The organism is Tolypothrix campylonemoides VB511288_2 (assembly GCF_045999855.1).
Taxonomy (GTDB): Bacteria; Cyanobacteriota; Cyanobacteriia; order Cyanobacteriales; family Nostocaceae; genus Scytonema; species Scytonema bouteillei_A.
Map to the genome: position 1 here is coordinate 299,606 of NZ_JBFPMW010000002.1, position 23,286 is coordinate 322,891.

The 23,286-nt window shown below is 41.5% G+C and carries 19 protein-coding genes and 1 pseudogene; 12 read left to right on the top strand and 8 right to left on the bottom strand.

The genetic code is table 11. The features are described 5' to 3' along the window. Positions 1–78 precede the first annotated feature (78 nt). A complete protein-coding gene (locus AB0756_RS05690; protein ID WP_038087321.1) occupies positions 79–2,190 on the bottom strand; it encodes an ABC1 kinase family protein in 2,112 nt (703 codons plus the stop codon). A gap of 287 nt (positions 2,191–2,477) precedes the next feature. Between AB0756_RS05690 and recN the strand changes: the two genes are divergently transcribed. After that, complete coding sequence (gene recN, locus AB0756_RS05695; protein ID WP_038087319.1) at positions 2,478–4,247, top strand: DNA repair protein RecN; 1,770 nt, start codon at positions 2,478–2,480, stop codon at positions 4,245–4,247. A 3-nt stretch (positions 4,248–4,250) separates the two neighbouring features. Here recN and AB0756_RS05700 read toward each other — a convergent pair whose 3' ends face one another. Then, a complete protein-coding gene (locus AB0756_RS05700) occupies positions 4,251–5,183 on the bottom strand; it encodes an ATP adenylyltransferase family protein (RefSeq protein ID WP_038087317.1) in 933 nt (310 codons plus the stop codon). A 106-nt stretch (positions 5,184–5,289) separates the two neighbouring features. On the opposite strand from AB0756_RS05700, the gene AB0756_RS05705 reads away from it, so the two are divergent. The 3 genes from AB0756_RS05705 (at position 5,290) to AB0756_RS05715 (ending at position 8,537) form a co-directional block, all read left to right on the top strand. After that, on the top strand, positions 5,290–5,844 hold the full coding sequence (locus AB0756_RS05705; protein ID WP_038087313.1) for a hypothetical protein: 555 nt from the start codon (positions 5,290–5,292) through the stop codon (positions 5,842–5,844). Positions 5,845–6,369: 525 nt separating this feature from the next. After that, positions 6,370–7,152: an aquaporin Z gene (gene aqpZ / locus AB0756_RS05710; RefSeq protein ID WP_038087311.1), complete on the top strand. Its 783-nt coding sequence runs from the start codon at positions 6,370–6,372 to the stop codon at positions 7,150–7,152. 374 nt (positions 7,153–7,526) lie between these two features. After that, positions 7,527–8,537, top strand: coding sequence for a TAXI family TRAP transporter solute-binding subunit (locus AB0756_RS05715; protein WP_038087308.1), 1,011 nt, complete (start codon positions 7,527–7,529; stop codon positions 8,535–8,537). A 192-nt stretch (positions 8,538–8,729) separates the two neighbouring features. Here the strand turns inward: AB0756_RS05715 and AB0756_RS05720 are convergent, their stop codons facing one another. Beyond that, positions 8,730–9,593, bottom strand: coding sequence for an alpha/beta fold hydrolase (locus AB0756_RS05720; protein ID WP_038087305.1), 864 nt, complete (start codon positions 9,591–9,593; stop codon positions 8,730–8,732). Between the two features lie 140 nt (positions 9,594–9,733). Between AB0756_RS05720 and AB0756_RS05725 the strand changes: the two genes are divergently transcribed. From AB0756_RS05725 to AB0756_RS05755, 7 genes are all read left to right on the top strand, one after another. Continuing rightward, positions 9,734–10,549, top strand: coding sequence for a DUF1206 domain-containing protein (locus AB0756_RS05725; protein ID WP_038087483.1), 816 nt, complete (start codon positions 9,734–9,736; stop codon positions 10,547–10,549). Positions 10,550–10,644: 95 nt separating this feature from the next. Continuing rightward, a complete protein-coding gene (locus AB0756_RS05730; RefSeq protein ID WP_038087302.1) occupies positions 10,645–11,805 on the top strand; it encodes a glycoside hydrolase family 10 protein in 1,161 nt (386 codons plus the stop codon). An 18-nt stretch (positions 11,806–11,823) separates the two neighbouring features. Continuing rightward, complete coding sequence (locus AB0756_RS05735) at positions 11,824–12,252, top strand: DUF2358 domain-containing protein (protein ID WP_050046322.1); 429 nt, start codon at positions 11,824–11,826, stop codon at positions 12,250–12,252. Between the two features lies 1 nt (position 12,253). After that, positions 12,254–12,958: a diacylglycerol/polyprenol kinase family protein gene (locus AB0756_RS05740; RefSeq protein WP_038087299.1), complete on the top strand. Its 705-nt coding sequence runs from the start codon at positions 12,254–12,256 to the stop codon at positions 12,956–12,958. A gap of 323 nt (positions 12,959–13,281) precedes the next feature. After that, complete coding sequence (locus tag AB0756_RS05745; protein ID WP_336604302.1) at positions 13,282–14,121, top strand: RpnC/YadD family protein; 840 nt, start codon at positions 13,282–13,284, stop codon at positions 14,119–14,121. 38 nt (positions 14,122–14,159) lie between these two features. Continuing rightward, positions 14,160–14,288, top strand: a complete 129-nt coding sequence (locus AB0756_RS05750; RefSeq protein ID WP_272899723.1) for a hypothetical protein — start codon at positions 14,160–14,162, stop codon at positions 14,286–14,288. Positions 14,289–14,328: 40 nt separating this feature from the next. Beyond that, positions 14,329–14,613: a hypothetical protein gene (locus AB0756_RS05755; protein ID WP_050046323.1), complete on the top strand. Its 285-nt coding sequence runs from the start codon at positions 14,329–14,331 to the stop codon at positions 14,611–14,613. Between the two features lie 75 nt (positions 14,614–14,688). On the opposite strand, the gene AB0756_RS05760 is transcribed toward AB0756_RS05755, so the two are convergent. Both AB0756_RS05760 and AB0756_RS05765 read right to left on the bottom strand, forming a co-directional pair. Further along, a complete protein-coding gene (locus tag AB0756_RS05760) occupies positions 14,689–16,179 on the bottom strand; it encodes a carotenoid oxygenase family protein (protein ID WP_038087292.1) in 1,491 nt (496 codons plus the stop codon). Between the two features lie 75 nt (positions 16,180–16,254). Continuing rightward, a complete protein-coding gene (locus AB0756_RS05765; RefSeq protein WP_038087289.1) occupies positions 16,255–17,748 on the bottom strand; it encodes a folate/biopterin family MFS transporter in 1,494 nt (497 codons plus the stop codon). A gap of 174 nt (positions 17,749–17,922) precedes the next feature. Here AB0756_RS05765 and AB0756_RS05770 point away from each other — a divergent pair. Continuing rightward, positions 17,923–19,915 (top strand): annotated as a pseudogene (locus tag AB0756_RS05770) (AMP-binding protein). A 7-nt stretch (positions 19,916–19,922) separates the two neighbouring features. Here AB0756_RS05770 and AB0756_RS05775 read toward each other — a convergent pair. From AB0756_RS05775 to AB0756_RS05785, 3 genes are all read right to left on the bottom strand, one after another. After that, entirely contained in the window at positions 19,923–21,125 is a 1,203-nt protein-coding gene (locus tag AB0756_RS05775; protein WP_038087285.1) for a beta-ketoacyl-ACP synthase, read from the bottom strand. Between the two features lie 196 nt (positions 21,126–21,321). Further along, the gene (locus AB0756_RS05780) at positions 21,322–22,125 is read right to left on the bottom strand and encodes a peptidylprolyl isomerase (RefSeq protein ID WP_038087282.1); all 804 of its coding nucleotides are present in this window, start codon (positions 22,123–22,125) and stop codon (positions 21,322–21,324) included. Between the two features lie 170 nt (positions 22,126–22,295). Continuing rightward, positions 22,296–23,093, bottom strand: a complete 798-nt coding sequence (locus tag AB0756_RS05785) for a peptidylprolyl isomerase (RefSeq protein ID WP_038087279.1) — start codon at positions 23,091–23,093, stop codon at positions 22,296–22,298. Positions 23,094–23,286: the final 193 nt, after the last annotated feature.

The window sequence follows — 23,286 nt, forward strand, 5'->3', positions numbered from 1 at the left end:
GAAAATTTTGGTGGCAAGTCTTAATAAACTTTTAAAACTTAAAACCATATTTTTCTACATCCTTCTGCCCTCAACTACTTACAAATTAGCAGGTGGTAAAGACAATCGATTTGGTTGACTGACAACACCATCTTCACGAGTCTCTTCTTCTGCTGGTACTTCCGATGCTAACAATTGGCGAATAAATCGTGAGATTGCTTTTTGTGCTATTTGGTTGGCTATTTGTTGACCCAAACGCTGCACTCCAGGATTAAATAACAACTGCGCCAGTTGGGGTGCAATTTGAGTAGCATCAAATCCGCGAGTTTCTTGAAGAATATTTAAGATACGTTTGATATGGTCTAAAGTTTGTTGTTGCTCGATAGTCGCACTAGGGGTTTCATTAATGGCTGCAATTCCAACTCTTTCTCGCAGCAAATATGTAAAGTTATGTACAATATTTGTAGTTGCTGCATTCACCCCTTTGAGGACTTCATCAATTAACTTGTCGCGAATGAAAGCTCCACGTTCTGAAGATAAGAAGTCGATTCCTTGATTGAGAACTAAGTTGAAATCATAATCTTCATTATTGCGAGCATTGCGTAATAAATTTTCTAAACGATTCCAACGAAATCTACCTTCTTTAAATAACAAATCTCTCAAAGATGCTCTTAATTCCGGCGCTGGATCGGTTAATAAACGTTTAGCAACATAAGGATATGCTTCACTCAGCACTTTGAAGTTAGGATCTATATAAATTGCAATTCCTTCCAAAGTTACCAAAGAACGAATGATTAAAGCGTAATATGGTGGTACGCGGAAGGGATATTCATACATCAAATTTGAAAGATCGTCAGTGATACTTTTAATGTTTAACTGAGCTACGCTAGCTCCTTGAGCTTCAGCGAAGACTTTAGCAAAAGCTGGAACAATGGGTGCTAAGTTTGTATCTGGTGACAAGAAATCCAACTTGACATAATCTTGTGCTAGCGCTTCAAAATCACGATTGACAACGTGAACGATCGCTTCGAGCAAACCATAGCGCTGTTTTGGCTGAATTTCACTCATCATCCCGAAATCTAGATAAGCGAGTTTGCCATCTAGAGTTGCTAATAAATTTCCAGGATGGGGGTCAGCATGGAAAAATCCATGTTCGAGTAACTGGCGCAAAGAACATTGTACGCCTACTTCTATTAAATAACGGGCGTTGATTCCTCGCGAGCGAATTTCTTCTGTTTGGGTTAATTTAATCCCATTAATCCACTCCATGGTTAAAACACGACGATTTGTGTACTCCCAATAGATTTTGGGTACATAAACGTCTTTCATATGACCGTAGAGTTGAAAAAATCTCTCTGCATTTTCTCCCTCATGAATATAGTCCATCTCCTCAAAAATGCGAGAGCCCAATTCATCAAGAATACCTGCAAGATCGCTGCGTACTCGTTTAACTTTTTTCTGCGCCCATACAGCAAGTTTGCGAAGAATATATAAGTCAATAGTTATGCTTTCTCGTAAGTCCGGACGTTGAACTTTAACAGCGACTTCTTCACCCGTATGGAGTCTACCTTTGTAAACTTGTCCCAAGGAAGCTGCTGCTATGGGATCGTTTGAGAGAACGGGATAAATTTCTTCTGGAGGTAAACCGAGTTCTTCTTCAATAAATTTATAAGCTATTTCATTGGGAAAAGGTGGTAGTTTATCCTGTAATTGAGCAAGTTCTTCTAAATATACGGGAGGAACTAAATCTGGTCTGGTAGATAAAGCTTGTCCGATTTTAATGTATGCTGGTCCAAGATCTGTCAGGAGTTTCCGCAGTTTAATTGCTTGTCGTCGGTCGTTTTTGACAACAACTCCTCGTTTGTTATCCCACCACAATCCAAAAATAAATGATAGGGTTGGGACTAGAACTGTAAATACACGACGCAAAACTTTTAAGGGTGTTTGCTGATAGTGTACGGCAATTTCCCTGGCATCGTAACGTATTTCTTCAGATTCACGTTTCCTACTCAAAAGCACGCGATCGCTCTTGTATGGTAAGCTTTCTCCCTGAGCTATCGCCGCATTTTTCAAACTCGATTGTGTAGCAGACAATTCATTTTGGCTCAATTTGCCTGCATGATTTTCGCTAACAGACACTTCTATAACTGAGATAGTCTTAGAAGGATCTTTGTTTGGTTGAGAACTGTAGGAAACTGTTTTGGCATTCATGGTTTTACCACTGAATCGGAATCTATTTGTTAAATATTGTAACAATTTGTTACGCGATCGGTTAGTTTTCATGACCGGTTACCAGTTACTGACCCTCGGTCATCGGTCACTGATAAAAAAAGTCTATCCTCACCACCAATCTTTGTGAAAGTCAAATTAAACTAAGTTAGGTACACTTAAGGGGTTTTTGTTTAATGGTATTGGTATAGTCGATCGCGTACAGGTTATTCTCAGTGTCTCTTGAATTGGAAATATCCGGCGTCTGTCCTCACGGAGAATTTAACTAGATGTTGCTCTCTCTGCGAATAGAAAATTTTGCTCTCATTGACCAACTAGAATTGGAATTTGGCGCTGGACTGAACGTGTTGACAGGTGAAACTGGCGCAGGCAAATCCATCATCTTAGATGCGCTTGATGCTGTCCTTGGTGGCAAAGTCTCCAGCCGTGTCATTCGTACTGGCGCAAATAAGTCAATGGTAGAAGCTACTTTTTCCTCTAACTCTACATTAGCCGCTTGGCTGAGCGAACAGGAAATAGATTCAATTGATGAAAACTCTATCATTCTGAGTCGAGAAATTACTGAAACCGCCACTAATATCCGCAGTCGTTCGCGGGTGAATGGAGTGTTGGTGAATCGCCAGGTTATGGGGGGGCTGCGCGATCGCCTTGTGGAAATCACGGCTCAAGGTCAAACTGTACAGGTGGGACAATCTGCCCAAGTTCGGGATTGGTTGGATGTTTATGGCGGTCACTCCTTAATACAGCAGCGCCAACTTGTGGCGACGGCTTTTGGAGCCTATCAACAAGCTCACCTAGTGCTGGAAAAACGCCGAACATCAGAACGAGAACGGCTACAACAGCTAGACTTGTTGACATATCAAGTACAGGAATTAAAAGCAGCAAACTTAAGCGATCCTGACGAATTCGATAAGCTTTTACAAGAGCGGGAACGCCTCAGCCATGTAGTTGAACTGCAGCAAATGAGTTACAAAGTTTATCAAGCTTTGTATCAAAATGATAATGAAGCCCCGGCAGCAGGAGACCTTTTGGGAGACAGTGAGGTGATATTAACCAGCATGGTTGAATATGATGCTCAACTGCAACCACTTTTAGACATGGTTCGAGATGCTCAAGCAACCCTAGCAGAAGTTGCACGGCAAGTAAATGCCTACGGGGAAGGATTAGAATCTGACCCGCAACGTTTGGAAGAAGTAGAAGAGCGAATTCGAGAGTTAAAGCAAGTTTGCCGCAAGTACGGACCCACTTTAGCAGAAGCTATTGCTTTTTACCAACGCATTCATGAAGAATTATCGCAGCTTAATAATACCGAGCAATCTATAGAAAGTTTGGAAAAGCAAGAAAGAGAATGCCTATCACAACTGACAGAAGCTTGTCATGAATTAACTCAATTGCGTCGGACTGCTGCGGCTGCGCTACAAGCAGAACTGATAAAGGAATTAAAGCCTTTGGCAATGGATAAGGTCAAGTTTCAAGTGGAAATTGCTCCAATTTGGCCGACAATAGCAGGAGCAGATAAAATTACATTTTTATTTAGCCCCAACCCAGGAGAGCCCCTACAACCTTTAACAGAAATTGCTTCTGGTGGTGAAATGAGTCGCTTTTTGTTAGCACTGAAAGCTTGTTTTTCCCAAGCTGATGCAGTAGCAACATTAGTGTTTGATGAAATTGATGTTGGGGTTTCCGGACGGGTCGCTCAAGCCATTGCTGAAAAGTTACACCAACTCGGTCAGTTCCATCAAGTGCTGTGTGTCACTCACCAGCCTCTTGTCGCAGCTATGGCAGATCGTCATTTTCGAGTCGCCAAACAAGTAATTAATACAGATAAAGGTCAAAAAGCAACCAACGGACACTCAGAACAGCGCACTGTTGTAAGAGTGACCGCTTTGGACAACTTGAGCAAGCGGCGAGAAGAACTCGCACAACTTGCGGGTGGGAAGTCCGCACAAGAAGCGATCGCTTTTGCAGACTCTTTATTAACTCAAGCCGCCAACCATCAAACAAAATCAAAAGTTAAACGGGGGAAGGTTAGTGGTTAGTTGTTAAATGGCAACTTTCTTCAGAAGAGTCATTGGTCCAATGTCTTTAAGAAGTTGCATCTGTTGCTCGTTTTTCACAAACAAAGAACCGGCAAATCCTAATGAGTTAACGGAAATCGAGCCAAAACTCTCTTGCGATCGCGGCACAATTAACATCCACTGTCGCGTCGCTAGCAGGTTGTAAGGAGCGGATTGCTTGTTTTCACTTCCCGGCGCGGTTTCTATGCCTAAATTTTGGAGAAGGGTACGGTAGCACTCAAAAGTAGCTTCAGCAGTGGCTAATGGTGACTCCATACCCTTGACATCCAATCTGGCATATGAGTTAACAAAAGGCAGTTGCGGTATAGTCGCTATGGAGCTTTGAAACCGAGCAGAGGCGAGTAGAGGTTCTATTGGTATCTGAGAACCACTTGGAATAAATGGAAGTGGAACCAATTGCAAGTGCTTGTGTCTCTGACTTGCACCAGCATCTTTACCACCGTTGTAAAATACCAAACCATCAATTTCCTCCAGACAAGCCCGCACCGCAGCGAAATCTTCCAAAGTCAGTAAACTTTCTTGTTCTTCAAAAGCACGAGTAATTATCAGTAAGTGATAATCAACTACGTTATATTTGTTCAAAATACATACATGAGTTTCTGAAATATCAGCTACAAACAAATCCCGTTCGTAAGGAAGAAAAGGATTGAATTCTTTCCCAGGACGGGTTAATTGTTTGAGTTGCTCTTTTTTAGCTGCATCCTTACGAACTAGATTCGATAAGACCCTAACTAGAAAGCGAACGCCATCTTGTTCAACAAATTCAAACTCTGTAGGAATTGACACCAAAGATTGCTTTGCAAGAGCATACTCAGTCTGTTCTTTGACACGTTTCCACAACATACCCGGTTGCAGCCGTGTTGTTCTCCCCTGTGACGCGGATTTTTCTCCTGACATAGTTAACTATTTGTATAAGAAAAATTCTAAAAAACATTACCTTTACTGTACCCAATATCTAGCACTCCCAGTTTTGAGGGAGAATAAAAATACGGAAAATCGGAGGGTGCGAAAACAAAATCTTTTGAGGTTGAGTGTGGTGATTGCAGCCCTGTTAGTAGCTACGTTGATAGAAGTTACAGTCCCATCATCAGTTTTATCAATCCACAAAAACGATTCAGATAAAACTAGAATTGCCACTCTAGCAAATGGCAAATACCAATTTTGCAGTCAACCCGATCCTAGAGATTGGCAAGATGGTGCAGGAGTGTGTTTTAACTTTAGTAAAGCAGGCGATCGCGTTAGTGGATATTATGGTTATCCCCACTCGGATCGTTTTATTTGCATTAGGGGTGAAGTTAATGACAGCTCGATTCAAGGCGAAGCGCTAGAAATCTTATGGGCTGTCAATCCCGAGCCCAACACATCAAAGTCCAATGTTGAGTGGGACTCCGAGGTTCGCTTAAAACTTGGCAAAGGAAACATTATTCGTACTGAAGAAGGTATTGATGGTACTATCCATTGGGTTTTGTTTCCCAAAGCGTCATTAAACGTCAGTGGGTTGTATCGCTACAGTACTCCTCGCATGACACCTCCATCACAATTATGTCTGTGGAACTAATACAAAAAGGCTGGAGCAAGCTGTAAGGCATTTCAGTTCTCATATTAGCTCAAAGGGAGAAGAGGGGAGGGTTTGACTTAGTTTTTCCAACTCAACTTCCACTGTTATATTGAGTCTATTTTTCAATAAATTTTATATTGAATGTTAAGGTTTTCACGTTTGCTCAAATCCCCGACTTTTTCAATAGCTCTGGGATCTTGCGTATGGTTCATCTTTCTGAAATAGCTGAACCTAAAAGAATTTTCTTAAATTATTAAAGTTTACAGGGTAAGCATATGGCTGGCATCTTTAACTTAATATTTTTTAATTACAAAAGAATCGGTGACAGCCATTAGACACAATACTGTACCACAGTGCTTCAAATTTTTCAGAAAGGATTAAGAATTGGTAGAGATCTTTTCACTTATTATGTGTTTAGTCTGCGTAAATGTACTTGAGTTCTAAGGGGTTATAAGTTGATTTTTAGAACCTTGCTTGGCAGACTGATTCATTCACTCGACCAACCTTTGCAAAGAGGACACAATTATGACAGTAACACCTCCACTAGTGAAGCGTTGCTTAGCTGAGTTTATAGGCACTTTTTGGTTAGTGTTAGGCGGCTGTGGTAGTGCAGTCTTAGCAGCAGCTTATACAGCAGATGCTGCAAGAATTGCTGAGAGTACAAAATTTCCTTTAGGGATTGGATTAGTTGGGGTTTCTTTAGCCTTCGGTTTAACAGTTCTGACTATGGCTTATGCGATCGGTCATATCTCAGGCTGTCACCTCAATCCCGCAGTTTCTTTTGGTCTTTGGGCTGCAAAGCGATTTCCCGGATCTGAGTTAGCTGTTTATATCGGTTCGCAAGTCTTTGGAGCCATACTGGGTGCGGGAGTTGTATACTTGATAGCATCCGGTCAATCAGGATTTACATTAACTGGTTCCAATCCATTAGCAACAAATGGTTTTGGAGCGGATCATTCTCCTGGTGGTTTTAATTTACTGGCTTGCTTCCTGGCTGAGCTAGTATTCACTTTCATGTTTTTAATGATTATCTTAGGTTCCACCGACCGCCGTGCGCCTCAAGGTTTTGCACCAATTGCGATTGGTTTAGCTTTAACTCTCATTCACCTGATTAGCATTCCTGTAACCAATACATCAGTGAATCCAGCTCGCAGCCTCGGTCCAGCAATTTTTGTTGGTGGTTGGGCGATTCAACAGTTGTGGCTTTTCTGGGTAGCTCCAATTTTAGGAGGTATCTTGGCAGGTTTCTGCTACTCTCAAGTTTTTGAGGCTCCTACAGTAGAAAGACAGTTGTCAGAAGTAAGTTAATTTAAGAAATACAAAGCTATTCAGAAAAAGCTGATAAAGTCTTCATTTCTTAACTTTGTTCTTCAATTTTCCTTCTCTATAAACAGCTTAAGATTCATCTGTAGAGACGCGCTATAGCGTGTCTCTACATAATATTATGTTTTTTTAGACTTTCTTAAATAAGTTGCTTCTCAATCAGAAATATACAACAATATTATTACTTTGTACTCTTGAAATTCCTAATTTGATTTCTGAAATTTGAGTGGAATGGAGACAAGTTACTAAGATCCTGCTAAAGTAACTATCCTCCATTCCATACCTTACAATTTTTCATTAAATAATTTAGGATTTTCATAGCGTCTTTCACCTGCTTTTACGCGTAAATGTTCGCAAGTATGTCTAACCTCAAAAAGGCTTTATTCCTTGGATTTCTTGCCTTATTAACAGCTTCTATAGTTGTGTTAGGAAATTTGGTAACGGGAAACCCTGTTGTTGCACAGCAAGGTTCGTTATCTTTTCTAACAACAAAGCAGCCAAGTCTTTATTACCAAGCTGCAACGGAGCTAAACGAAGTTTTGAAAAACTCTGGATTTAATTTAGCAATTAAAGAAGGGTCACCAGGTTCCTTTCAAAATTTGATTGAAATTGGTAATGGAAGATCTGATATGGCGTTTGCTCAACAAGACGCTTTCTATCTACTTCGCAATACTGGCGATAAAGATGTAGCCAAGCTAGCTGAGAATATCCAAATTTTTGCGCCTGTCAGCAGTGAAACCATTCATCTTATTGTTAATACTTCATCAGGAATCAAGAATTTCGCCGACCTTAAAGGTAAAAATGTGGCTGTAGGTTTAGAAAACTCTGGAACTTATGTTAGTGCTATTTTTCTCTATCAACTTCATAATTTAGATGTCACTCAGGAATCTCTTGTACCAATGGATATCAAAGAATCCATCGCAAAAGTGAGCAAGGGAGAACTAGACGCAGCGTTTTACACAGCTGGTCTGGGGACTCCTTTGCTAAAAAATATTTCTGCTAAGGATGGTTCCACGCTCAAATTGCTACCAATCAATCAGCAGGAATTTACAATTCCTCAGCAATCTTATGCAAAGGGTTCTGTTCTTTACACTCCTCAAATTATTCCTGCGAATATCTATCCTTGGCAAAAAACTCCGGTCAGCACTGTTGCTAGTAATTCCTTCATTTTTGTTAAGAGATCGCTCGATCCCAAACAAATTTACGATCTGGCAAAAGCATCATACTCTCGTGCTTCTCAACTTAGGAAAAAGGACGCCTTCTGGAAACTCTTTAGTATTACAGAAGCTAAAAGTCCTCGTTTTAATGGCATAGATTACCACCTGGGTGTCAAAAATTTTCTGAAAGAAATTAGCGATCGGCGCAGGTAATCTGCTCAGAAAGCGGACTTCTTAAAGAAAGCTGTTGGCGAACGATCGCTCAGACCCCTACCTCTCTATGTTCTAGTGGCTCAGCCACCGGAACATAGAGAAGAAAAATGAGTTGACTCATCAGAATTAATGCGATCGACCACTAACTGTATCTTTAAAGAAGTTGGGTTTCTTGCAGCCTCTTCCAAAAAATCAGCTTTTTAAAAACTCACGCATATACTGATTGACTACTTGAGGCTGCTCTTGCTGTACCCAATGGCTGCAGTTGGGAATGTATTTAATTTGCAAATCTCTTACATAAGCTTCCGTACCGTAGGTCAGTTCTTTACCAAGAGCAGTATCATTTTCTGCCCAAATCATTAATGTTGGCACTTCTAAAACACCCCAACTGGTATTGAGTATTTTTTGTTGGGAAATGTTGCGGTAGTAATTTAACATTGCTGTTAAAGCACCTCGTTTTGCTGCTGCATTTTTATAAGCTTCAATATCTTCTTTAGTAAAAGCATTTTTGTTAATTGCCAAACCTCTAAAGGCATTTTCTATGGCTTGATAATCTGAAGCTTGTATGAGAAATTCTGGTAAACTGGGAAGTTGAAAAAAGAAGGCATAAGAACTGCGTAACAACTGTTGTGGAGTCTGCAATCCTTCACGGAATTTTGCAGGATGGGGCAAATTGAGGATAATTAATCTTTCTATCATCTCAGGATAAGAATAAGCGAAATTCCACGCGATCGCACCTCCCCAATCATGTCCCACTAAAGTACACTTTTCATATCCTAAGCCTGTAACAACTCCCTCAATATCCCTAACAAATTCATCCATTACATAAGCCGATTGATTTTTTGGCTTATCACTGTCATTGTATCCCCGCAAGTCAAGAGCAACGACTTTAAAATCTTTGGCAAATTCTGGTATTTGATGACGCCAGGAATACCAAAATTCAGGAAATCCGTGCAACATCAACATTAAAGGACCCGTACCCTGAGTTACATAATGCAGTTTCACCCCGTTGGTAAGAATATATTCGTGCTTCCAAGTCTCTTGTGTAACAAACATTTTTAGAATCCTCTAAGTGTTTCTTTAATTTTATTAACTAACTTCTCAACTAACTTCTTACCTTGGCTTTTCCCTTAGATAGATGCATGACTTGAATGGAACTGATAAATATTTACCCAGAATTACACTATTTAAATAATATGGCACAACAGCTAATAGGTTACCGCTCAACATGGATTGAGAAACTGGCTCGATTTGGTTATATCTCTAAAGGAATAGTTTATAGCATTGTTGGACTGCTAGCAGCACAAGTGGCTTTTGGTAGTGGTGGAAAAACAACCGATACTCAAGGAGCGTTGCAAACAATTGTTAGTCAACCCTTTGGGAAGTTTTTGCTTGCTTTAGTCGCAATTGGGTTAATTGGATATGTCATTTTGCGTTTTGTACAAGCAATCAAAGATCCAGAAAATAAAGGTACTGATGCTAAAGGATTAGCACAGAGAATTGGTTATGCAATTAATGGTTTTATATATGCTGGTCTAGCTTTGAGTGCTGTACGTATTGTCTTGGGAAATAGCAACTCTGCGAGTACTAACTCTACACAAGATTGGACAGCAAGACTTCTTTCTCAGCCGTTCGGTCAATGGTTAGTTGGTACTATAGGAGCATTGACTATTGGCTTGGGTTTCTACGAATTTTATCAAGCCTTTAGTGCAAAATTTCGACGACACCTTAATCTAAGTGAATTAGATGATTCAGAACGAAAGTTGGTCATGGGTATTTCTAGATTTGGTTTACTAGCGAGGGGTATAGTTTTTTGTATTATTGGTTGGTTTTTAATTCAAGCTGCAACATTGTCAGATGCTAGTAAAGCAGGTGGGTTGGATTTGGCTTTGCAAACGCTAGCACAACAACCTTACGGTCCCTGGCTTTTAGGTATTGTTGCGCTGGGTTTGATTGCATATGGCATTTACATGGTTATTCAAGCGCGATACCGTCATGTCATGACGCGTTAAGGAGGTTAGTCGTTAGGTTAGTTGTTATTTGTTAGTGGTATGACAGCTAACCACTAACAACTCACAACTCACAACTCACAACTTACAACTCACAAATGACAAATCACAACCCAGAAATACGAGGCGTTTGGCTGACCGCTACTGATAGCAAAGTTCTCAATTCACGGCAAAACATTGCAGAAGCAATGCAATTCCTTGCTGAAACGGGTTTTAATGTTGTTTTTCCCGTAGTTTGGACTAGAGGAACAACAATATACCCGAGTCAAGTTATGCAACAAACCTTTGGTACAGACATTCAGCCGCTTTTTACTGGACGCGATCCTCTAGCAGAATTGATTGTTGAGGCGCAACGGGTAGGGCTAAAGGTGATTCCTTGGTTGGAATATGGATTTGCGAGTTCCTACAACTTGAATGGTGGATTACTCCTCGCAAGAAAACCAGAATGGGCGGCGATTGACAGTGAGGGTAATTTACTGAAAAAAAACGGTTTTGAGTGGTTAAACGCTCTTGACCCAGAAGTTCAAAATTTTATGTTAAGCTTAGTGCTGGAAATCGTTAAAAATTATGCAGTAGACGGTATTCAAGGTGACGATCGCTTTCCTGCTTTGCCAAGTGAAGGTGGTTGCGATCGCAAAACCGCAGACAAATATCGCCAGCAGTTTGGGGAAGAACCTCCGACAAATTCCCAAGACAAACAATGGCTGCGATGGCGTGCTGATATTCTGACTCAGTTTCTAGCCCTGTTGTATCAAGAAGTAAAAGCTGTCAATTCCAACCTAATAGTGTCTGTTGCTCCCAATATTTATGACTGGGCGTATAAAGAATACTTACAGGATTCTCCTACCTGGATAGAAAAGGGGTTAGTAGATATTATTCATCCGCAAATTTATCGACGAGACTTTGCTGCATATAAAGGAATTGTCGATCGACTCATCACGGAGCAGTTCACGGACGCTACACTGCCAAGATTAGCACCAGGGATTCTCATGAAAGTGGGTTCTTACCGCATCAGCTCGCAGTACCTATTACAAAGTATTCAGTACAATCGTACTCTTGGTATTTCAGGTGAAGTCTTTTTTTTCTATGAAGGTTTGCGAGAAAACAATAATGCTCTAGCGCAAGTGTTGCGACAAGGTCCCTACTCTCAATGTGTCGCATTTCCTTCCCTATTAGACTTAAATCGAGGTAAAGTAATCAATAAACCTTCATTTTCTGTTTTTCAAAAGCTACAAGATTTTCTGAAGAATCTTTTTTAGGATTTGGGGAGTGATGGTGTGGAACGGGACTTTCAAGTAGAAAGAATTATAGAGACTCTCAAACAAGATTTACCAACATTGTTTGAAAAAGATATATCTTACGACATTTACACGCAAGATATATCTTTTCAAGACCCCGTGAATAAGTTCAAGGGGAAATTAAGCTACCGCATCATTTTTTGGACTTTACGATTCCACGCACAACTTTTTTTTATTAAAATTTTCTTCGATTTACATGAAGTCTCTCAATCGGACAAGGATACCATCTTAGCAAAATGGACTGTTCGCGGTATTTTGCGTGTTCCTTGGAAAGCTAAACTCTATTTTAATGGTTACTCAACTTACAGACTCGACAAAAATGCTTTAATTTACGATCATACCGACACTTGGGATCGAAAACCGGGGGAAATTTTGCAACAATTTTTTCAGAAAGGAGGAGATCTTTAAAATGTTATCTCTAGCCTTAAACGTTAGCCCGTTACTAGGAAATTTGATAGCTACAGCACTAACATTTGTTTACGTATTTGGATTGCTAGCAATCTTGAATTTTGGTGTTTTGAAACTTAAATTACCACAAGATATTAGTCGAAAAATTGTTCATATTGGTGCAGGCTCTACTATTGGATTTTTAACTCTTTATAACGATCTCCACTGGTCTAAGTATATGAATGTAACAATTTTTGTAGTGTGGATTGTGCTTTTAGTTCAGAAAGGTCTGTTTGCCAACCCAGATGATGAAGCTGTGATAACTATGACGCGCACGGGAGATAGGCGTGAACTTCTGAAAGGACCGCTTTTTTTTGTTATTGTTGCCACTCTTTGCGGTACTTTCTTGTATAAAAATTTTGCGGGAATTGTGGCGATGGCGAGCCTGGGTTGGGGTGATGGTGTTGCACCAATAGTTGGGTATCGAATTGGCAAAATAAAATACACGATTTTAAGTTCCAAAACACTAGAAGGTAGCTTTTCAATGTTGATTTTTGCCTTCGTTGCTAGTGTCTTTTTTGTTTGGCTTGTAATACCGAATCAAGTTAATTTGACAAGGATTTTTTTCCTAGCAGTCATTGCTACTCTTATAGAAGCTTGTAGCCCAAAAGAAGTTGATAATATTTTGATACCAACAGGAGTTGCGATCGCAGCAAATTTCATCTGATACTCTCACCTCATACAAGGCAATTCCCCTGAAACTGCAAGCAAAAATAATTGCCGCCTTACTTTCAATATTACCATTACCGTGGCATCAAGAGTTGATGGTGCTACTGTCTGCCTAACTTTAGATTACTGTATGCGACGTGATTTTGCGGAGACATGATATTATATTATATACCATATATATAGTAGTGTATGTTTCATTAAACAGTAGACTTCAAGTAAGGCATTGTAAAGTAAAATGACAAGATTTCCTTACGATCAGTTTGCAAGGACTATCTTCAGGAATTATTATCACCATTAGGCTCAGTAGAAACAAGTAGAGATGTGGCAGGAGAAGTAAGAGAAATCGATGTTTACTTTGCACCATCATCCCAACCACAAATTGATAAACAAATACTGGGTTTATTAGGAAGATTTACTGATACGGCAGCACTAATCGAACCTTTCCGTAACGCGGTAACAAAGTCAGAAGTTCGCAGTTGTATGGGTAAGTTATTTGATACTTGTGCCCGCCTCGAACGCGAAGCAAAACGTAATGAAACAAGATTAGATGAAGATTCTTTACCAAGGTTATGGATTCTTTCCCCTACAGCCAGTGAAGATTTTTTAGAAGGATTTAACGCAAAACCTGATGTAGAGAACTGGTTGCCTGGGATATATTTTCTCGGAGATTCTTTAAGAACGGCAGTGGTAGTAATTCATCAATTACCAGTAATTCCAGAAACACTTTGGTTGAGATTATTGGGTAAAGGAAGAGTACAACAACGGGCAATTGAGGAAGTCAAGACACTGGATGTTAAAAATCCTTTACGTGGTAAAGCTATAGATTTATTGGCAAATTTGAAAACTACTTTAGAAGTAAGTCAGAATTTAGATGTAGAAGATAGGGATTTAGTTATGCAGTTATCACCAATTTATGAACAACGCTTGGCAGAAGCTACACAACTTGGTAGAGAGGAAGGTAGACTAGAAGGAATACAGCTTGGAGTTCAAAATGAACGTCGCACAACTATAGAAAACTTACTTAGAGTTCGGTTTAAGACTTTAGATAACGAGCTACAAACAATTATTGAACCTTTATTAGCATTACCACCTGAAGAATTTACTTCTTTATTGATACAATTATCTCGTGAGGATTTATTGAGGAGATTTAGTCAACAATAAAATAACATTTACCAGATAGTGCCATATTCATTCCAATCATGGCAATGTTTGATTGGAAATTGGTATATAGCAGTGCTGGTAAGTACAACGTTACTTTTACTGCTACTGATGATGGTAACGGTACTGATACAAACAAACCAACATCCATATTTATACACCGAAGATAGAGACTTAGTTATGCAGTTCCGATAGATTTATGAACAACGTTTGGCAGAAGTTATACAACTTGGTAGACAGGAAAGGATTGAGAGAGAACGTCGTATTATAGAAAACTTACTCCAAATGCGGTTTGGGACCTTAGATAACGAGCTACAAGCAATTATTGAACTATTGTTAGCATTATCACCAGAAGATTTCAGGACTTTAGTACTACAATTGTCAAATTTATCCCCTGAAAAATTATTAACTTTGTCTAGTCAACAGTGCATTATTAGGCACTTTACAACAGAAAGCGCACCCAAAAACCAATATGAGGGTTTGGTTCGCCATTAATACTCGCGAACCACTTTTCCTTTTCCACATCCGGTGAAAAGTCAGGCAAACTGACCACCAATTATTATGCAATTTTTAAAGAAAACATTCCGAGACAAAGTTACCGTGTAAACCATAAGGTACATGGTGCTTGAGATGCAATTTTGCGATCGCACCCCGCTCAAAGTCTTTGGCGTCTAAAATAACGACATCCGAACGATGGTGGGTAGAATCGTACACCAAACCCACTACCCAGCCGTCATCTTCTCTTTCAGAACCCCGACGCGGTACAAAAATAGGTTCGCTAGCAAAACCATGAGGTGCGGCACTCCAAAGTTGTCGCTTGCCAGATTCTAAATCAACTTTCAAAAATGCCTGCAATGGTGCGTTCCCACTCCTTGCGTGTGCTGCACCCATATATAAGTAACGGTACGGACGCCCAACTTTGTCGGCGTGCATGGTAGGAAACTCACAGCACTGGCTTTCCAGCAACTGTCTTTGCACGGTTTTCTGTTTGAGATTGAGATGGAAGCGCCACAATTGTCCCGGTTGAAGGGCATCAAAATCAACTTCCCGAAAATCGCTTTCCGGTTCCACTTCTGGAAGCGATTCGTAACAAATAGAGTCAACCACAACTTCATCCCCCACTTCAAAAGCGTTGGCATGGTGGAACACAAACCCAGATTGAGTTTCTATAATCTGAACTCCTTTCTGTTTCGGGTTGCGGGAAATAATGATGATGCGAGTCGGTTGGTGTGGCTGAAACTTAATACACTCTCCAGCACCACGCATTCCCAACACAAAAGGTAAGGGATTGAAGGTTACGGGATTCTGAAAGAAGATGCAGTAATTTGGAGTGATAGCAAAATCGTGGATAAAAGCAAAACCAGGTACGCTGTGAGGGTGTTTGCTAACGACTTCGCCTTTATCGTTTAGCTCAAAAATAGTAATTGTTGTGGAGAGTCCCGGCTTGATAGAAAAGTTAACCAGTCGTGGCATCCCATCATCACTAGAACTGGGGTCAAAACGGGGATGGGCGGAGAAAGCCTCACCTTCCGATAAAACACCATTAAAGTGTTCTTTTCCTAACGTCTCTAGTGTGTAAGGATCGAGGCGGTGGGGGTCAGCTGCTTCCCACAGAGCAAGCAATTTTCCACCCCAATAAATTACGTTGGTGTTGGCAATATTTTTAAGCCGGAAATCAAAGGCATTTGCCAGCACGCCACCGGGCTTTTGCGTACCAAAAACACCCCGGTAGAGAATCTTACCAGCTTTCTGTTCTTCTAAGTACGCAGCCGTGCGAACATGGCGGTTGCTGAAATGGGCGCGTCCATCAAAAAAGGTGACACGAGAAATCATGCCATCCCCATCAAAAGGGTGATGAATGCGTTGACCGTTAATGTCTAGCAATCCCGGACCATTTCTAAATAAGGTGCCGTGAAGTTCCGGGGGAATTTCCCCTTCTATATCATCAATCCAATAATCAAACTCTTGTTTGAGAGACTGATACCCTGCTTGCCAACTAGCGCGAGTGTATGATTTTTCTGGAACCGTAGAGGCTCTTTCGTAGAGTTGAAAAGACTGCATATTGTTGGTAGTTAATTGTTATTTGTTAGTGGTTAGTGGTTGGTGGCTTACTACTAACGACTAACCACGAACTCGTTATTCAACTGATTCTGGCTGTTGTACTCTTAACTCAGACAATAATTCAGGTATAAAAGGTTGTTCTCCTTCTATAGTGGGAACTGATGGTAGTATTTGTGCGGATGCAGATTGTAATTTTTGTGTTTCTGATGTCTCAGTTGGAGAGTCGGAGGAAGGTAACCATTTAATAAATGGCAATGGTAGCAACGTGCTGAAGTTTGTAATCAGAACTAACAACCATAAAGAATCAAAATTCGATTCGGTGATACCCATCAAGTGCATCAATCCCGCCCCCAATTCGTAGGAAACCAATCCTGCTAAGTTTGTGACGGACATTAGGAGGGCAAATAATGTTGCTTCCACACCTGCGGGACAAAGCCTTGCGGCTAGTACTAAAACGGGCATATAAGCAATTTGCCCCATAACAGTTAAAATGAGACTGTCACCCAAACTAAACCAGTGGTCATCTATACCTAAAGCGCGGTTGGTATGAGTAACTAGCAGCAGCATTGTCATTCCTAACACTGCTGAGAGGACTGTACTCCAACCAAAAATCACTCTGTAGGGAACAGTTTTGAGGAAACGCTGAAAAATCCAAATCCCAATCAAGGATGCAACACTTGTTACCAAACGCACCCGTCCTAAAAATTCGGGTTCAAAGTGCAGTTCGTTGGTAGTAAAGAAGAAGAAGGCTGAGTCTGCCGTTGGTGTGGCTTGCCATAGGAACAGAAATAATGTCGGTAGCCAAATTGCTTTCTGAGTAATGGCTTTACGCAGTTGTCCGACTTGATGCTTGATGTTAACAAAATGTGTACGTTCGCCCCTGGCGCAAGCCGTACCCGGCTTATCGCTGTTATTTACGTCTCTAACAATGGGTGATTCAGCAATCAACCAAGCCACAGCAGAGACAAGCAGCGGGAATGTTGCCGTGATCCAAAATACGGTGCGGGTAGTGAAGTGCTGTAGTAACAAACCACTAAAGTACGCTGTAATCAAACTTCCTAAAGCGGATGCACCCCAAGTCAAAGACTGTAGAGAACCTGCTTCTGCTTGGGATTCCGTTCTTGCTCTTTCGACCACTAATGAGTCAACAATGACATCACTGACAGCAACTGAAAGGGAACCCAGTGCGATCGCCAGCGTAGCAGCTATTGGTGTATGAACGACTGTGGCAAGACTAACCCAAGAAGTTGCTCCCAGTATTCCTGACAGCACTAAATAAGGTCGGCGTCGGTAGCCAAATATTGGCAACCCATCCGAAATAAAACCAAATAGCGGCTTGATAATCCAGGGAAGAGCAACTATACCTAACAGTGCCGAAACTTGAGCTGGGGTTAATCCCAATTCATCCTTAAGGAAGAAGCTAACGGCAAGACGTGCTAATCCTAAAATGCCTTGAACAAAGTAAACGGTAAGAATGGCGACTAACTCGGTAGTCGGTTCGTTACCGAAAAAAACTTTTTCCCTTACTGAGTCTTTGACCTTGGACAAGCCAGAGGAAGAAACCAGCATTGATAAATAATTTTTAAGATTTATCGACTTTTATATATCATATCTATTTTTTGTGAAGAACGTGTGGAGATGCAAAACCTTCTCAAGTACGGTTCAGCGTAATGGTCTATGGGTATCGAGCAATAAGTCACGGGGATGACTTCAGCCTCACAATCAAAATTTTTTTGTGCTTCTATGGTAAATTCTTCGTCTGTCTCTAACTACGCATTACACTTCACTCAGCAAGAGCAAATAGCTATAAAAGATTTGGCAGATTACTCTTCTATAGAGTTATTACCTGATATTTGGCAACTGGCACACGAGCAATTTGGTCAAAGTACTGCCCTTGTCGATCCCCATGCCAGTCCAGAAAGCGTTTTTACATACACTCAATTGTATCGGCAAATTCAATTGTTCGCGGCTGGCTTACAAGCATTGGGAGTGCGATAAGCCGGGTACGGCTTGCGCTTCGCGATCGCATTCTAGCCCTGGAGAGACAAATATACCTTACATCGCTCTGTTTTCAGACAACAGCCCCCGTTGGTTTATTGCAGATCAGGGCATTATGCTGGCTGGTGCAGTTAACGCGGTGCGGGGTTCTCAAGCAGATCGAGAGGAGCTACTGTTTATCTTGGCAGACAGTAGCAGCAACGCTTTAGTTGTAGAAAACTACGCAACATTAGAAAAATTGTGTCCACAGATATATTCTTTACCAATTCAGTTTGTCGTCCTGTTATCTGATGAAGAGCCGAATCATGATAATACTCTGAAAATACTTAACTATCAGATGCTGATAGCACTCGGCTCGACGTATTCCCTACAGAAAGTCGATCGAAACCGAGATTCCTTGGCTACCCTCATGTATACCTCTGGAACAGGTGGCAAACCTAAGGGAGTTATGCTAACTCATAGCAACTTTCTACACCAAATCGCAACTCTTGGTGTGGCACTTCAACCGCAAGTAGGAGATCGCGTACTTACGCTCTTACCAACATGGCATGTTTACGAGCGCTCCATAGAATACTTTTTTCTTTCTCAAGGTTGTCATCAAATTTACACTAACATCCGTTATTTCAAGCAAGACCTCAAAGACTTTAAACCCAGGTACATGGCTGGTGTACCGCGATTGTGGGAATCACTTTATGAAGGAGTACAAAAGCAGTTTCGAGAACAACCTCCAAATCAGCAACGGCTAGTTAACTTTCTCCTAACTATGAGCCAACGTTATATAGAGGTTCGCAGAATTGTGTCTGGATTGGATCTCAATCAGGGTAACTTGTTACCTTTCAAAAGCCTATTAGCCAAAATTCAAACATTTGTTTTTTTACCGTTTCACGCTTTGGCAGAACGGCTGTTGTATCAAAAAGTTATTGCTGCAACTGGTGGTCAAATTAAGCAAGTCATTAGCGGTGGTAGTTCCTTAGCAATGCATTTGGAAAACTTCTTTGAAATAATTGGTTTTCAAATTCTCGTCGGCTACGGCTTAACAGAAACTGCTCCTGTGGTTACTATCCGTCGTCCTTGGCAAAATTTACGTGGCTCATGTGGATTACCGCTTCCAGGTACAGAAATTAAAATTGTTGACCTTGAAACCCGTCAACCTCTCCCAACCGAAAAAATTGGTTTAGTTTTGGTAAGAGGACCGCAAATTATGAAGGGCTATCATAATAACCCCGAAGCAACAGCCAATGTTATTGACTCAGAGGGTTGGTTTAATACTGGCGATTTGGGTTGGTTAACAGCCGACAATGATTTGGTGCTGACAGGAAGAGCAAAGGATACGATTGTTTTAACGAATGGGGAAAATATAGAGCCTCAGCCAATTGAAGATGCTTGTCGGCGGAGCCCTTATATCGACCAGATTATGCTAGTGGGACAAGATCGCCGAGCTCTTGGAGCTGTAATTGTTCCTAATTTGGATGCTTTACAGCAGTGGGCTGCTGCTAACAACTTGAATTTTCAAGAAATTGACCTCAACAGTAAAACAGTTCAGAACTTATTCCGTCAAGAATTAATTCGTGAGGTGCAAAACAGACCGGGCTACTGTGCTAGTGACACCATTGGTTCATTCTACTTGATTCTTGAGCCATTTTCTATTGGTAATGGCATGATGACCCAAACAATGAAAATACGGCGTCCAATTGTTATGGAACGCTATCGCGATACCATTAACAAATTATTTGCTTAACAAAATATTAAGAGTAGTGGTTTTTTGCCAAAGCCACTACTGCATTTTGCCCGCCAAAGCCAAAATTCAAACAAAGCACGTTGTGAATTTTTCTCGGACGTGCTTCTTTTACCAAATCTAAATCGTATTCAGGATGGCTCAATCCAACACAAGGAGGTATAATTTGATGCTGTAATGCCATGAGAGAAAAGGCAACACCCAAGGCTCCCGATGCTCCTAAAGTATGACCTGTAGCTCCTTTAGTTGAACTCACTGCGACACCTTGCGGAAACAAATGTTGTATAACTTTGCTCTCCATGCGATCGTTCATTTGCGTTGCTGTACCGTGCGCGTGAATGTAATCAATATCATTGAAGGTTAAGCAAGCCCGATTTAAACATTGTGCGATCGCTAGTTTTGCACCCCTTCCTTCTGGTTCGGGAGCGTTAGCATGATATGCATCTGCTGTCAAAGCAAAACTGAGGATTTGACCGTAAATTTTAGCTTGACGCTGTTTTGCCAATTCCTCTGACTCTAAGACAAAGACAGCACCGCCTTCTGCTAACGCCAAACCTTCTCGGTTTAAATCAAAAGGATAAGCTCCTGTTTTTGCTAAAGCCCCCATTTGTTGAAACCCAGTCAGGGTGAGAGGTGTTACCGACGCTTCCACTGCACCTGCGATCGCTCGCTGACATTGTCCGGTTTGAATGAGATTGACTGCTTGTGCGAGCGCCCAAATTCCCGTAGAGCAAGCAGCCATAGGAACTAACACGGGTCCACAAGAACCAATGTGGCGTGCGACAGCGATCGCGTTCATGTGGGGCAAAGTTTCTAACCAATCTTCCAAGCAGACACTAGGAGAGTGAGAAGACAAGCAAGAATTGTCTACCTTGTCCCCCTTGTCTACCTTGTCCGTTTTTTCCCACATCTGTGCCATCTGCTCCCACAAACCTTGATTGCTGCGGCTCGAACCAATAACAACTCCACAATCAACTAAAGGTAGGAATAGCTTGGCATCTTGTAACGCCAGAGAAACAATTAACTGAGTCAGTGTTCTTAATCTCGCTGGTTCTTCCTCAATCATCCCCAGAGGATAGGGTTTTAATTCTGGAAACGGTTGAAACAGCTTAATTCCAGATTTACCCGCAATTAACTGTTGCCAGCTTTCCTCTAAACTTTTACCTAAAGCGGAAACAAGACCAATACCAGTAACAACAACTTTTTTGCTCATTGCTAATTGCTAATTGCTAATAGCTAATGGCTAATAGCTAATTGTGTGTCAGCTTAGTACTTCAGCTTGTTCCCAGGCTCCGCCTTCTAAGACGGATTCCTACGCAACGCATGGAAACAAGGACGAAACATCAACAACCTGAGAAGGAGAATAATGATTCAAATCACTATGAGCCATTAGCAATTAGCCATTAGCCCTACTTCAAATTTTCTGCACCTTGAGTGACTTTAGCAGAGTCAATACGATCCCCTTGCTGGATTTTATCAACTACGTCCATTCCTTCTCGAACATAGCCAAACACAGCATAACTACCATCTAGAGGCGGCAAATCGGACAAAGCAAAGTAAAACTGAGAGGATGCAGAGTCAGGCATTTGCGATCGCGCCATTGCTACCGCACCACGTTTATGTTTTAGTACGGGTTGTTGAGTAACTGCTGCATCTTTAAAAGTTTTACTATACAGTGGTTTTTCTGAACCGAGCGGTTTAATTTCTAAAGGTATGTAACGAATTTTATTTGTTTTTGGATCGATAAAACTACCCGTACCTAAATCGGTGACTGGTACTTTCGGGTCTTTACTTTGAGGATCTCCACCTTGCACCACAAAAGGACTTGGATCTCGCTCAACTCTGTGAAACATCAGCCCGTTGTAAACACCGCGCTGAACTAGATCTACAAAATTACCTGCAGTGATCGGAGCGTTAGTACCATCCACATCGATAGTGATGGGTGAACCTTTGACTATCATCACTACAGTTGCCTTACCTTCTAGCCGTGGTAATTCTTTAAATCCGGGAATACTCTCGCTACCATTTTCCGATACAGTTGTTGTTTCTGGACTCGCTGTCTCGCTACCTATCGCAGTTGATGACTCGGAACTTGTTTGAGTCGGAGTAGATGTTGGAGAAGAATTGGAAGCTACCTGCGATGTTGTACAGCTGGTGAACAGAAACGCACTGCAAATGAAAACGAATAAAAATTTAGAACAGTTTAACCGCATTGCTTAATACAAACACAATCAGTTTATACTAACCTCATTTGCTCGTGGCTAATGGCTAACGGTGAGACCAGCCCTGAAGGCGGGTTTCCCGCCGTAGGGGACTGGCGAACCCGAAGGGCGAACCCGAAGGGCTAATTGTCCAACAGCCATTAGCTATTAGCCCTTAGCTATTAGCCTTTAAAGTTTTCTGCACCTTGAGTGACTTTAGCCGAGTCAATGCGATCGCCCTGTTGAATTTTGTTGACAACGTCCATGCCATTGGTAACATAACCAAAAACAGCATAGCTGCCATCTAAGAAACTCAGGTTGTCTAGAGCAAAATAAAACTGGGATGATGCAGAGTCAGGCATTTGCGATCGCGCCATTGCCACTGCTCCTAGCTTGTGCTGAAGTACAGGTGGTTTATTAACGCGTGCCATTTCAAGAGTTTTGCTGTAAACTGGCTCCTCAGCTCCTTGGGGCTTAATTTCCAGAGGTATGCGACGTTCTTTACCAGTTTTTGGATCGACAAAACCGCCTGTTCCCAAACGGTTTGCTGGTACTTTTGGGTCTTTACTTTGAGGGTCACCCCCTTGAACCACAAACGGTTGGGGCTGGCGGACAACTCTGTGAAAAACCAAGCCATCGTACACGCCTTTCTGGACTAAATCTACAAAATTGCCTGCAGTGATAGGGGCATTTGTACCATCCAGTTCAATGGTAATAGGTGAGCCATTAACAGTCATCACTACAGTTGCCTTGCCTTCTAGCCGTGGTAATTCATTCATTCTGGGGGTACTCTTTTTTGTAAGTTGAGATACAAGGGTTGCTTGTTTGGTTAAATTCCCGAGATTTGACTGGGTAGTTGCTTGCGTCAGCATGAAAGTTGGTAGAGCGCTAGCTACAGATGGCTGAGTAAAACAACCGCCAAGCCAAAAAATTCCAACTGTCAATAAAGCAACTGCTAATTTGGAAATGTTAAACCGCATTATCAAGTACAGCAGCGACCAATGTATCTTACCAATTGCTAATGGCTAATGGCTAATAGCTAATGGCTAATGTGAGACCAGTGCTGTAGGCGGTGAGACCAGTGCTGTAGGCGGGTTTCCCGCGCCCTGGCAACTGGCGAACAAGGGAGGGGTTTCCCGCGCCCTGGCAACTGGCGAACAAGGGAGGGGTTTC

What these genes read in the sequence shown, in the direction of transcription:
- AB0756_RS05750 (WP_272899723.1), top strand. Translation starts at nt 14,160, where the DNA reads ATGGCAATGTTTGATTGGAAATTGGTATATAGCAGTGCTGGTAAGTAC.
- AB0756_RS05780 (WP_038087282.1), bottom strand. Translation starts at nt 22,125, where the DNA reads ATGCGGTTAAACTGTTCTAAATTTTTATTCGTTTTCATTTGCAGTGCG.
- recN (WP_038087319.1), top strand. Translation starts at nt 2,478, where the DNA reads ATGTTGCTCTCTCTGCGAATAGAAAATTTTGCTCTCATTGACCAACTA.
- aqpZ (WP_038087311.1), top strand. Translation starts at nt 6,370, where the DNA reads ATGACAGTAACACCTCCACTAGTGAAGCGTTGCTTAGCTGAGTTTATA.
- AB0756_RS05740 (WP_038087299.1), top strand. Translation starts at nt 12,254, where the DNA reads ATGTTATCTCTAGCCTTAAACGTTAGCCCGTTACTAGGAAATTTGATA.
- AB0756_RS05785 (WP_038087279.1), bottom strand. Translation starts at nt 23,093, where the DNA reads ATGCGGTTTAACATTTCCAAATTAGCAGTTGCTTTATTGACAGTTGGA.
- AB0756_RS05765 (WP_038087289.1), bottom strand. Translation starts at nt 17,748, where the DNA reads ATGCTGGTTTCTTCCTCTGGCTTGTCCAAGGTCAAAGACTCAGTAAGG.
- AB0756_RS05720 (WP_038087305.1), bottom strand. Translation starts at nt 9,593, where the DNA reads ATGTTTGTTACACAAGAGACTTGGAAGCACGAATATATTCTTACCAAC.
- AB0756_RS05725 (WP_038087483.1), top strand. Translation starts at nt 9,734, where the DNA reads ATGGCACAACAGCTAATAGGTTACCGCTCAACATGGATTGAGAAACTG.
- AB0756_RS05730 (WP_038087302.1), top strand. Translation starts at nt 10,645, where the DNA reads ATGACAAATCACAACCCAGAAATACGAGGCGTTTGGCTGACCGCTACT.
- AB0756_RS05700 (WP_038087317.1), bottom strand. Translation starts at nt 5,183, where the DNA reads ATGTCAGGAGAAAAATCCGCGTCACAGGGGAGAACAACACGGCTGCAA.
- AB0756_RS05760 (WP_038087292.1), bottom strand. Translation starts at nt 16,179, where the DNA reads ATGCAGTCTTTTCAACTCTACGAAAGAGCCTCTACGGTTCCAGAAAAA.
- AB0756_RS05715 (WP_038087308.1), top strand. Translation starts at nt 7,527, where the DNA reads ATGTCTAACCTCAAAAAGGCTTTATTCCTTGGATTTCTTGCCTTATTA.
- AB0756_RS05775 (WP_038087285.1), bottom strand. Translation starts at nt 21,125, where the DNA reads ATGAGCAAAAAAGTTGTTGTTACTGGTATTGGTCTTGTTTCCGCTTTA.
- AB0756_RS05690 (WP_038087321.1), bottom strand. Translation starts at nt 2,190, where the DNA reads ATGAATGCCAAAACAGTTTCCTACAGTTCTCAACCAAACAAAGATCCT.